Source organism: Prochlorococcus sp. RS04, from assembly GCF_001989455.1.
In the GTDB taxonomy this organism is placed as follows: domain Bacteria; phylum Cyanobacteriota; class Cyanobacteriia; order PCC-6307; family Cyanobiaceae; genus Prochlorococcus_A.
Genome location: NZ_CP018346.1, coordinates 107,321 through 119,224 on the forward strand (window position 1 = coordinate 107,321; position 11,904 = coordinate 119,224).

An 11,904-nucleotide genomic window follows, 5' to 3' on the forward strand; every position below is an offset into this window, starting at 1 on the left:
CTTTAACTAAATTTTTAATTCTTTTGCTGAATCCTGATCGCAAAATATTGAAATTTGATTAATAGATTTTATTAATTTTGATGGTGTCCTATCTGGTGGCTCTTTTTCATCTAATAACCTCTCAAGAGCAATTCTTTTAGAAGTTCCACTAACTAAAAATACTATTTTTGAAGAAGCTGAAAGAACCTTTGGAGTTAATGAAATTCTTTTTAAACCTTTACCTTCATTAAAAATAACAAAATCATCCACATTATTATTTTTTTGATAAGGGAACAGTGAGGCTGTATGACCATCGTCTCCAAGACCTAATAATGTTAAATCAAAAGTTGGAGGGCTTGATCCGCATTTTTCAAATAATTTAGAAATAAATTGATTTTTTGTAGCTTCATCATCAGCATTTAAATCATTGAAAATTTCATAAAAAAAAGCTTTAGATCCAAAATTAGTTAACAATGAATTCTTCAACATTAACGAGTTACTCAATTCTGAATTTGGATCAACACATCTTTCATCCCCTAAAAAGACATCAACCATATCCCATCTAAGATCACTTTTTGATAAAAGCTTATAGACAGATTTTGGAGTTGAACCTCCACTTACACAAAATTTGAACCTGTCTTTCTTTTTTAAAGTATGAATAATGTGGCTTTGAATAAACTTAAAAACCGCAGTTGATAGTTCTAACTTGTCTTTATATATATTTAAGGTGTATCCATTTTTGACCTTTTCAATCATTTCATCCATTCAGTATGAAAACTACCTTCCCTATCAATTCTTTCATATGTATGAGAGCCAAAACAGTCTCTCATTGCCTGAACAAGATTCTGAGGAAGTCTATTTGTTCTATAACTATTCAAATAATCTAGAGTACTTGATAAACATGGGACTGGTATACCTGCCTTTGTAGATAGAGAGACTACTTTAGCTAAGTTATCTAATCTTGTCGCAATTTCATTATTAAACCAATCATCAAAAATTAAATTTTTTAGATTAGGATCTTTATTATAAGCATCTTGAATTTTACTTAATAATTTTGATCTAATTATGCAACCACCTTTCCATATTTGAGCAATTGACGGCATATTCAATCCATAATTATATACTGCAGATGCTTCTCTTAAAATATCCATACCTTGGGCATAGCTAGCAATTGTGGCAAGGACTACAGCATCAAATAAAGGTTTCATTCCATCTGATATATTTCCTAAGTCAAAATCCTCTATCTCTTTAGATGGAATAGTTTTTTCAATCTCACTACGTTGCTCTTTTAAAGAACTCATTACTCTTGCATTTAAAGATGCATAAATAGTTGGGACTGATACCCCCAGCTCTAGAGCACTTACAACAGTCCATAACCCTGTACCTTTCTGGCCAGCTTTATCTAATATTTTTTCCACGACATCATCTCCAGTTATCTCATCTTTTGTATTTAGACAAATCTCTGTTATCTCAACAAGATAAGAAGCTAATTCATCAGTATTATTCCAAATACCAAATACCTCTGACATCTGCGGTCCATTCATACCTTTGACTCTCTTCATAAGGTCATAAGCTTCTGCGAGTATTTGTTCAATTCCGTATTCAATTCCGTTATGAACAGTTTTCACAAAATGACCTGAACCTCCTGGTCCAACATATGCAACACATGGTCCGTCATCAACTTTAGCAGCCATTTTTGTTAATAAGCTTTCTATTGCATCATATGAAGCCTTAGTACCGCCAGGCATCATACTTGGGCCTTCTAGAGCTCCTTTGGCACCACCTGATACTCCCATTCCAATGTATCCAAAACTTTTACTTTCAAGAGTATTTACCCTTCTTTCTGTATCTTTAAATTGAGAATTACCGCCATCTATTAATAAATCTCCTTCCTCGAGATATCCAGAAATATTATCTATTACAGCATCTGTCGCGGGTCCAGCTTTTACCATCATTAGAATTCTTCTAGGTCTCTCTAGCTTGTTAACAAATTCTTGGAGAGTTTCAGCTCCCTCTATATTCTTCCCAAAACCGCGACCTTGTAAAAATTCTTCAGTTTTTGAGTAAGTCCTATTAAAAACTACACTAGAAAATCCATTTCTCTCTGCGTTAAGAACTAAATTTTCGCCCATAACACCAAGACCTATTAAACCAAAATGTGCCTTGGACATAAAAAATTAAAAAACTCAATAAATATAGTGTGCCTGCAACTCAACAAAATTGCTCAAAAAAAATACTAATGTCAGCGAAAAATGATCGAAAAGATTTAAATAACAGTTCCGTTTGCAATCGTTGCATTTTTAACTACAACAACAATTCCATTTCTTATGTAGAAGCCTAATTCTGGCTTATCTGCTTCTTCTACTCGATCTTTATTGATAATTACGACATTATCACCAATCCTTGTATTTTTATCAAGAATTGCTCTTTTTACAGTAGTTCCTTCGCCTACACCAAGAGGAGTTCCGCCTCCTTTTCTTAATTCAATCCTCTCTTCAGGTGATTCAAAGAAATCGGCTCCCATAACGAGAGTATCCTCAAGAACAGAATCACTTTCAATCCTACTTCTAACACCTAAAACACAATGCAAAATACTGCACGACTTCAAGATTGTACCTTCACAAACTATTGAATCAGTAATTTGAGCATCTACAAGTTTAGAAGGGGGGAGAAATCTAGGTCTTGTATAAATTGGAAATTTCTCATCATAAAAGCTAAATGGGGGTTTTGGTTGCTCAGTTAATGCAAGGTTTGACTCAAAGAATGCCCCAATGGTACCAATATCTTCCCAATAATCATCAAATACATAACTTTTAAGAGTATCGCCTCTATTCAGGGCTTCTGGAATTATGTCCTTACCAAAATCTGTATAATTAGGAAATTTATTAAGAAGATCGAAAAGAGTATTTCTGCTAAAAACGTAAATCCCCATAGAGGCTAGATATGGTTTCTCGGCAGCTGACTCCTTACTTAATCCAAATTTTGAAGTATCTACTGCCATTGCCTTCAGCTTCTCTCCAGTAGGTTTTTCACTGAATTCTTTTATATTTCCTAAATCATCAGTTCTCATGAGGCCAAAACCTTCTGCTTGAGCTTCATCAACAGGTAAAGCTGCAACAGTTAAATCAGCGCCATTATCTCTATGATGTTGAACAAATAAACTGTAGTCCATTCTGTACAGTTGATCACCTGACAATATTAAATATTCATCAACATCCCATTCTTGAAATAACCATTGGTATTTTCTTACAGCATCAGCAGTACCTTCAAACCACTTCGGACTATCAGGAGTCTGTTGCGCGGCTAACACCTCCACAAATCCTTGACCGAAAGGACCATTTAAATTATAGGTTCTTCCTATATGTCTATTTAGAGATGCACTATTGAACTGGGTCAATACGTACATTTTTTCAATGCCTGAATTTATACAATTACTAATCGGAATATCTATCAAACGATACTTACCTGCCAATGGCACAGCAGGTTTAGCCCTCATTTTTGTTAGAGGGTAAAGTCTGGAACCTTTTCCTCCTCCGAGGATTATGGCCAACACACGCTTCATTAAATCTAATGGAGGTAGATATACAACTACTTAAAGTAACTGATTATGGGCATATTTAGAAATACAAATGGTCAGTTTACAAAGGTATTTCGATAAATCACTGGAAAAACTTAATATAAATAGAGAAAATTAGTTATTTTTATCTTCTTCTACCAAAGAAAACAATTTTTCAACGATTTTCAAAGAAACTTGTCTTTCTTCTCTTGATTGTGGACTTCTCAACTTGGTGACAGGCGTATGAAGTATTTTATTGATAATTCCTTTAGTCAGCGCTTCCACAACTTTTCTTTCTCGAGCCGAAAAATCTGGTCCCATCCTACTAAGTGCTTTTTGCAATTCCTCTTTTCTAATTAACTCCAAATCGGATCTAAGTTTATTAATTACTGGAACCGCCTCTAAACTTGCCCACCATTCTAGAAAAATGATCCTTTCTTCTTCTACTAGAGATTCCGCTTCCTTTGCTATTTTCTGTCTAAATTCTTGATTTCTTGAAACGACCTCTTGTAAGTCATCCACATCAAATGATTTCACAAATTCATGATGTTTCACATCATTAGATATATTTCTCGGTACACCAATATCAATAAATTTAAGTTTATTACTCAAATTTAATTTTTCAATTTTAGCGAGATCAATTATTGGCTCTTCAGAAGCTGTACTAGTGAAAACAAGTGAAGATATCGATATGTTTTCATCTAATTCGTTTAATCCTTTACAAGCAATCTCTAAGTCAGGGAAATCTAGAGCAAGATTCAATGCTCTATCAATATTTCTATTGACAAGAATTAGTTTATGACATCCTTTTGATTTTAAATGAGTTATTAAAAGCCTACTCATTCGTCCGGCGCCAACTACAAGAACGTTCTCTGATTCCAAACTTACTAGAGTATCAAAACCCTTTTCTTGTCCAATTTTTAATTGAGCTAATTCTACCGCTGCTGAACTGATTGATACAGCTCCAGTTCCTAAATTTGTTTCGGATCTTACTTTTTTACCTGTACTAACTGATTGAGTTAATAATCTATTAAGAATTGGTCCAGTAGATTGATTCTCTTGACCTAATCTCATCATTTTTTTTACCTGTGAAAGGATTTGTCCTTCCCCTAAAACGAGGCTATCGAGTCCTGCCGAAACTTTCATCAAATGCAAAACTGCTTCTTCCTGTCTAAAGCAAAAAAGATGTGGATTTAAATCTTCAAAAATAATTCCAGAATATTCTGATAAGAATTCTTTAATAGATGAAATTCCAGTATTTTTATCCTTTACAAGCGCATATATTTCGAGCCTATTACAAGTACTTAAGATTGACACCTCTAACACCTCAGAGAAAGCTTTTAAAGCTTTCAATGATTCTGTTATGGATTGGTCAGGAATACTTAACTTCTCACGCACTTCGACAGGTGCCGTGCGATGACTCAGTCCGACGACAACAATATGCATAAAATCAAAAGCGAATTTTTAAAGGCTGATACTCTTAGCACCATCTTTTATATGGACAGTATTCGTGAATCTTGCAGTACTATCTAATGTACTAATAACTAGACTACTTGTTCTAACGCAATCCCTTTCAAATTTAACTCCGTCAAATAGTAATCCATCAGTTATTCCACTTCCAGCGAAAACAACATTTTCTCCTGATGCCAATTCATTCGCTTCATAGATTTTATCTATATCGGTTATGCCCATTTCATTAAGACGTTGTATATTTCCTTCTTTTGTATAATCAGCCCATTCAGAAGTTTGAGCGATTGCTGGATCATAAACTAGCTGTCCTTGAAAGTGTCCGCCTAGAGCTCTCATTGCAGCGGCTGAAATAACACCTTCTGGAGCCGCACCTATACCCATCAAGCAATGTGTTCCAGTACCTGCAAAACCACATGCAATCGCAGCTTGAACATCACCATCAGATATCGGTTGAACTTTTGCACCACATCCTCGAATCTCTTTAATTAAATCTTTATGCCTAGTTCTATCCATTACAACAACAGTAAGCTCATCAATAGAAAGACCTAAGCAATCACTTAGTATCTTCAAGTTTTCAGTAGCTGAATTTCTAATATCTACTTTACCTTTAGCCGCAGGAGGTGCTGCTAATTTGTTCATGTAAAAATCAGGAGCATTGAATAGACCACCCGTATCAGAGGCAGCTAAAACAGCCATAGATCCTCTTTGATTATTCGCACAAAGATTAGTTCCTTCACAAGGATCTACTGCAAAGTCGACCCCTGGACCACTTCCACTACCAACCTCTTCACCTATATAAAGCATAGGTGCTTCATCTCTTTCACCTTCTCCAATAACAATTTTCCCTTTCATTTCAATTTTGCCCATTCGTAGCCTCATTGCCTCGACTGCTGCAGCATCAGCTTCATCTTTTTGACCAAGTCCTGTTAGTTTTGCTGAGGCAATAGCAGCTTGCTCGACAACTTCGAGAATTTCTTGAATTAAAGTTTGATTCACAATTAAATTTTGAGGATTTTCTAAATGTTTTGAGTATGATCTCATAAAAAATGGCATTTTTTATGAGAATTATTATGCTATTAAGCTTTTTTTAACTCTTTACAGCTGTTACTTTATCAGGCCGTGACTTGAAATTAGGAATAAACAACTAAATATAGTATCTTTATTAAATATTTTAAAAATTAAATGACTGAGTCAAATCAAGCAATTTCAACTGGTGCTAATAGACCAATTCAAATAATTCCTTCAGTTTTACCAGCAGATTGGGCAAATATGGGGGCATGTGTGAAAGAGCTCGAGGAGGCTGGAGTAGATAGGATTCAATTTGATGTAATGGATGGAAATTTCGTGCCAAATCTTACATTTGGGCCTGAAATGATTGCTGCATGCAGGAAATATTGCAATGTCCCTTTTGAAACTCAATTAATGGTGAGCCAATATAACTGTGAAACCATGCTTGAATCTTATGTAAAAGCTACAAAAGGGGCAAATGGTGAACCAGGAGTAGTAATAGCTCATGCTGAAGCAAATATTCATTTGCATAGAGTTCTTGGAAGGATAAGAGATTTAGGAGGATCTCCTTCTGTTGCATTAAACCCTCATACTCCTTTTGAAATGATTAAAAACATAATGGATATGGTTGATCATGTTTTGGTTATGACAGTTAATCCAGGATTTGGAGGACAAGCTTATATACCAACAATGCTTAATAAAATCAGAGAAATAAGAAACTTTATAATCGAAAAAAACTTAGATGTCGACATTGAAGTTGATGGAGGGATAAAAGCGAATTGGACTATTTCACAATGTGCCGATGCTGGTGCCAATTGTTTTATCGCAGGTAGTGGAATGTTTGCTTACCCAACATTAAAAGAGGGATGTGATGACTTGAGAAAAGTTGCACAAGAAGCACAAAAGGGGAATGTTCTTTCAGAGCCTTAATCAATAAGATAGGTGATTGCTTAATCACTCAAATATCCATCCATAACTATGTAACCCTATGCCTAAAAAATTTACTCCTAAATAGCAAACTAAAACAACTAAAAAGCCTGTAGATGCTAATAATGCTGGTTTACGTCCTTGCCAACCCTTGCTTATTCTCATATGCAGATAAGCGGCATAAAACAACCATGAGATAAATGCCCATGTTTCTTTTGGGTCCCAACTCCACCATGTGCCCCAGGCCTCATTAGCCCAAACTGCACCTGAAATTAAACCGAGAGTCAAAAGAACAAAACCTACTAATATAGAACGATAACTTAATGTATCTAATTCTTCTGAATGAGAAAATTCAATAGGTTCAACTAAATCATTTACAGGATAACTATTTGAAAGGTTAAATCCTCCTATACCGGTAGAACTACTTCTGATTTGAAGCGGCTTATTTTTATTAATAAACAAAACGGACATTGAAAGCAAAGAACCTATTATTAATGCTGCATAACTAAGCATTACTACGCTAACATGCATTACTAACCAACTAGACCTTAAAGCTGGAACTAAGTTCGATGATAATTTCAAATCCTCGGGTAAAACAAAACAAGCAAAAGCCACAGTCAGTAACTCAATAGGTATAGCAATTGAAGGAATTATTGGAGCTTGGTATTCTCTTTCAATCAATAGTTGACCTAATGTGATACCCCAAGTAAGAAAATAAAGGGATTCATACAAATTACTAATAGGAAAATGCCCAGAAATTGACCACCTAAAAAGTAATTGTAATGTTATTAATAAGTTAACAAAAATGGTAATCAGTTTTACAGCAGAAGAAGACTTGTTTTTAAAAACTGCACCCAAAGAAATTGGTAAGTTAATTAATAAAAAATAAAAAACTAAAAGACCTAAAACTGAAACCGGTTCATATATTAAATTTTTAAAAAAATTATTTAGTATCATATCTAGAAATATCTCGAGTTTTAATATTCAATGACAAACAAATAATAATTTAAATCGTTCTTATATGAGTAAATCTTTAATAATAAAGTTTTAATTTATTTTTAAAAAGTATTTCAAAGTTTGAAATTATTTCCTAGATAATACTTCTTGACTATTGGATTATCAGCCAACTCACTTGAAGAACCGTTAGCTAAAATTTTTCCTTCACTTAATACATATGATTTGTTAGTAATTAGAAGGGTTTCCCTCACATTATGGTCTGTAATGAGAATCCCAACCCCATCACTACTTAATTTAAGAATTAGTTTCTTTAGATCATTAACAGCTAGAGGATCGATTCCAGCAAAAGGTTCATCTAATAACAAATATTTAGGTCCTTTTCTGCCTACAGTGAGAGCTCTAGCTATCTCACACCTCCTCCTCTCTCCTCCTGAAAGTTGATAACCATAATTATCTACAAAGTTATTCAAATTAAATTCATTAATTAATTGTTCTCTTCTATTTCTTATCGCTGCTCTACTATAAGATGAATTTTGTAAAGCCAAATCTATATTATCTTTAACAGTGAGATCTCTAAATATACTCGCTTCCTGAGTTAAGTACCCTAACCCAAGTCTTGATCTGATTGGTAGAGGAAGATTGGTTATATTTTTCCCATTCATTAAAATTACACCTTTATCTGGTTTTATGTTCCCAACTGCAAGATTAAAAGTTGTAGTTTTCCCAGCACCATTAGGCCCCATCAAACCTACAACTTCCCCTGGATTAACAGTTATGGAAACATCATTTACGATTAATCTTCCCTTAATTGAAAGGGATACATTATGAATTGTTAGGTTCATTTTTATTGAGATCGATTAGTTTTCTTGTTTTCTTGAAAAAAAAATGGGATGGAAAATAATAATTTCATTTAAAATAAGGATATATTCATATTTATCAAAGAGGTTTCAAAAAAGGCTTATCGTTCTCACTTAATAGCTCTTTATATTGTAATTTCCTCAATAAATCTTCTAAACACTGGCAGAATGATTCAAGATCAATTCCTAAATTAATCTTAGTTCTAGTTTTTATTCTACCTAAACCCTCCCCAAGCAGGATAGTAGCTCCATTTAAGTTACCCTTACTTAAGTGAAACTGAGAAACAGATACTTGTAAAATTCCTTGGATAACTTGTCTTTCTTCACCATCAACGGTATTCCATATTTCTTCAAAAGCATCATGAGCCTCATACCATTCATGATTGTTAAAAAGATTTAAAGCAGTAAAAAGAGAATCTTTAAAACTTTTTGTATTTTCTTCGTTCATGAAACTAATTATTAATTTCTTTTCTTTTTATTTATTTTCCTCATTCTTATTGAATCTGGTGTCACCTCTAGCATTTCATCTGGACCAATATATTCGAGTGCTCTTTCAAGAGTAATATCAACAGGTGACTGCAAAGTATCAAGTTCTTCTGCCCCTGCAGACCTCATATTAGTCAACTGCTTAGTTTTACATATATTTAACTCAAGATCTTGAGGTCGATTATTCTCTCCGATTATCATTCCCTTATAAACTTTAACTCCAGGTTTAATGAAATAGACTCCCCTATCTTCAGCATTCTTTAATGCATAAAATGTGGCCACACCTTCCTCAAAAGCTATAAGGACTCCATTTCTTCTGGTTTCAAAATCTCCTGTTTTAGGTTTATATTCATAAAACGAATGACTCATAATACCCTCACCTCTTGTTATTCGAACAAATTCACCACGAAATCCAATAAGTCCTCTCGATGGGACAAGAAACTCTAATTGAGTTCTCCCATCTGAACTTGTCTGCATGTTTTTCATCTCTGCCTTTCTAGATCCAAGTTTTTCGATACAAGAACCAACAGATACTTCAGGTACATCTAAAACTAAAGTCTCTATAGGCTCACATTCAACATTATCAATTTCCCTGAAAATTACTTGAGGTTGTGAGATTTGAAACTCAAAACCCTCTCTTCTCATAGTTTCAATCAATATCCCTAGATGTAATTCTCCTCTCCCTGAAACTGAAAACCTGTCAGGTGAATCAGTTTCTTCTACTCTCAGGGCAACATTTGTTAAAAGTTCCCTCTCCAGTCTATTTTTTAATTGTCTACTAGTAACAAATTTTCCCTCCTTTCCCGCGAATGGTGAATCATTGACAACAAAAGTCATATTTAAGGTAGGTTCATCAACTTTGATTAATGGAAGAGGATGAGGAGAGTCGGGACATGCTATGGTCTCACCAATATTGACGTCATCGAAACCAGAAACGGCAACAATATCACCTGCAAATGCTTCATTTATATCAATTCTTTGTAATCCTTCAAATCCTAAGAGCTTACTAACCTTACCTTTAATAGTTTTTCCGTTTTCTTTAATTAAACTAGCCTGTTGGCCATTTTTTATACTTCCATTGTGGATCTTTCCAATTACTATTCTGCCTAAGAAATCAGAATAATCCAAAGTAGTAATTTGTAGTTGTAAAGGCTTATTAGAGTCACCTACTGGAGGAGGAACGTGTCTGATAATAGCTTCAAAAAGAGGCATCATATTGTCACTATTAGATTCCATCTCTTCTTTTGCGAAACCAGATAAACCACTCCCAAAAAGATAAGGAAAATCACATTGATCATCATCAGCACCTAATTCCAAAAACAAATCAAGGACCTTATCAATTGCTATTTCTGGTACTACTCGTGGTCTATCTATTTTATTTACAAAGACTATGGGCCTAAGTCCTTTTTCTAATGCTTTTTTTAAAACAAATCTTGTTTGAGGCATAGGACCCTCATTTGCATCAACAATAAGCAGACAACCATCAACCATTCCCAAAACCCTTTCAACTTCTCCTCCAAAATCAGCGTGTCCAGGTGTATCTATAATATTAATTCTGGTATCTTTATAATTAACTGCAGTATTTTTTGAGAGAATTGTTATCCCCCTTTCTCTTTCAAGATCATTTGAATCCATTACACATGTAGGGATAACTTCATTGTCTCTAAATATTCCTGATTGAGATAACAATGCATCTACAAGAGTTGTCTTCCCATGATCTACGTGAGCAATAATTGCAACATTTCTAATTTCTTTTATCGAAGATGACATTTATAGAATTTATATAAATAATAGATTGACTCTATTAAGGCTAACTCAAAGTATGCAAATTATGAGAATTTTCTCTTTATGACTTTAAAAATATAATCTAATGGAATAATTAAATAATCGATTAGATTTATAATTTTCTATTTGAGCTTTCAAAAACTTTTAATGCTTCAATTGACCCCTCATATCTCCAATGCCAGGGTTCGTAATCTATGTATTTATTATCTTTGTTGAACGATAACTTAAAGTGAAATTTAGCTGCATTTTTTATTAGCCATCTAAAGGCGTCAGTATTTTCGAAATCGGTTTCAAAGTCTTTCTCTCTTTGAGTAGCATCACCAATATCGATTGCGAAACCTGTACTATGTTCAGAATACCCTGGAGGTGCTGAAACTCTAGCTCTTTCTGCAGCTACTTGATTTCTAATAGATTTTAAAGAATAAAAGATATCGTTTTGCAAATTTATTGATCTATAACCACTCAAGAAGACTAAATATATCCCATCCTTTTTGGCTTCTTCTCTCATCTTTAGTAGAGAATCGCGCATATCCATATGAACTTCAATATTAGGCTCAATTAAAACTAGTTTCTCCTTAGAAATTTCTGCATAGGGTAAATGACCTAGTATTCTATGGTCGTGATTTGTCTGAGCCTGGAAATTGAGATTATCAAGAGATCCTATTTCTATATTTTTAGTTAATCGCAATGCAGCGACAGAAAAGATAAGAAAAAGAAATGGAGAAAATATTAATAGATTTTTTAATAATGTTGAATTTGGATTATTTAGGTAAGTTCTTTTTGCAAGTGGTATATCAAATTGATCGATATCTTTGTTTAGTTCCAATATTTAGAAGTGAATTTGGAAAAGATATTTCGATATTAACTATTATTTTAAGA

At 33.8% G+C, this 11,904-nt stretch carries 11 protein-coding genes; 1 reads left to right on the forward strand and 10 read right to left on the reverse strand.

The genetic code is table 11. The annotated features are described in order from the left end of the window. Positions 1 to 6 precede the first annotated feature (6 nt). The 5 genes from pgl to glpX form a co-directional block, all read right to left on the reverse strand. The gene (gene pgl / locus BS621_RS00645; RefSeq protein ID WP_077141447.1) at positions 7 to 744 is read right to left on the reverse strand and encodes a 6-phosphogluconolactonase; all 738 of its coding nucleotides are present in this window, start codon (positions 742 to 744) and stop codon (positions 7 to 9) included. Continuing rightward, entirely contained in the window at positions 732 to 2,150 is a 1,419-nt protein-coding gene (gene gndA / locus BS621_RS00650; protein WP_077141448.1) for an NADP-dependent phosphogluconate dehydrogenase, read from the reverse strand. The genes pgl and gndA overlap by 13 nt, the downstream gene beginning before the upstream one ends. Before the next feature lie 95 nt (positions 2,151 to 2,245). After that, the gene (locus BS621_RS00655) at positions 2,246 to 3,541 is read right to left on the reverse strand and encodes a glucose-1-phosphate adenylyltransferase (protein ID WP_025890677.1); all 1,296 of its coding nucleotides are present in this window, start codon (positions 3,539 to 3,541) and stop codon (positions 2,246 to 2,248) included. A 129-nt stretch (positions 3,542 to 3,670) separates the two neighbouring features. Then, positions 3,671 to 4,981 carry a glutamyl-tRNA reductase gene (locus tag BS621_RS00660; protein ID WP_077141449.1) on the reverse strand — a complete coding sequence of 437 codons (1,311 nt, stop codon included), beginning with the start codon at positions 4,979 to 4,981 and terminating at the stop codon, positions 3,671 to 3,673. Positions 4,982 to 4,999: 18 nt separating this feature from the next. Next, positions 5,000 to 6,001: a class II fructose-bisphosphatase gene (gene glpX / locus BS621_RS00665; RefSeq protein WP_025931771.1), complete on the reverse strand. Its 1,002-nt coding sequence runs from the start codon at positions 5,999 to 6,001 to the stop codon at positions 5,000 to 5,002. Positions 6,002 to 6,187: 186 nt separating this feature from the next. Here glpX and rpe point away from each other — a divergent pair, with 186 nt between their 5' ends. Next, a complete protein-coding gene (rpe, locus tag BS621_RS00670) occupies positions 6,188 to 6,943 on the forward strand; it encodes a ribulose-phosphate 3-epimerase (RefSeq protein WP_077141450.1) in 756 nt (251 codons plus the stop codon). A gap of 24 nt (positions 6,944 to 6,967) precedes the next feature. Here the strand turns inward: rpe and ccsB are convergent, their stop codons facing one another. The 5 genes from ccsB to BS621_RS00695 all read right to left on the reverse strand — a co-directional run bounded on the left by ccsB (position 6,968) and on the right by BS621_RS00695 (position 11,851). Next, entirely contained in the window at positions 6,968 to 7,897 is a 930-nt protein-coding gene (ccsB, locus tag BS621_RS00675; RefSeq protein WP_077141451.1) for a c-type cytochrome biogenesis protein CcsB, read from the reverse strand. A gap of 113 nt (positions 7,898 to 8,010) precedes the next feature. After that, positions 8,011 to 8,739, reverse strand: coding sequence for an LPS export ABC transporter ATP-binding protein (gene lptB / locus BS621_RS00680; RefSeq protein ID WP_025972040.1), 729 nt, complete (start codon positions 8,737 to 8,739; stop codon positions 8,011 to 8,013). A 94-nt stretch (positions 8,740 to 8,833) separates the two neighbouring features. Next, positions 8,834 to 9,202, reverse strand: coding sequence for a DUF309 domain-containing protein (locus BS621_RS00685; RefSeq protein ID WP_077141452.1), 369 nt, complete (start codon positions 9,200 to 9,202; stop codon positions 8,834 to 8,836). A gap of 11 nt (positions 9,203 to 9,213) precedes the next feature. Continuing rightward, positions 9,214 to 11,010: a translational GTPase TypA gene (gene typA / locus BS621_RS00690; RefSeq protein WP_077141453.1), complete on the reverse strand. Its 1,797-nt coding sequence runs from the start codon at positions 11,008 to 11,010 to the stop codon at positions 9,214 to 9,216. Positions 11,011 to 11,137: 127 nt separating this feature from the next. Beyond that, a complete protein-coding gene (locus tag BS621_RS00695) occupies positions 11,138 to 11,851 on the reverse strand; it encodes a M15 family metallopeptidase (RefSeq protein ID WP_077141454.1) in 714 nt (237 codons plus the stop codon). Positions 11,852 to 11,904: the final 53 nt, after the last annotated feature.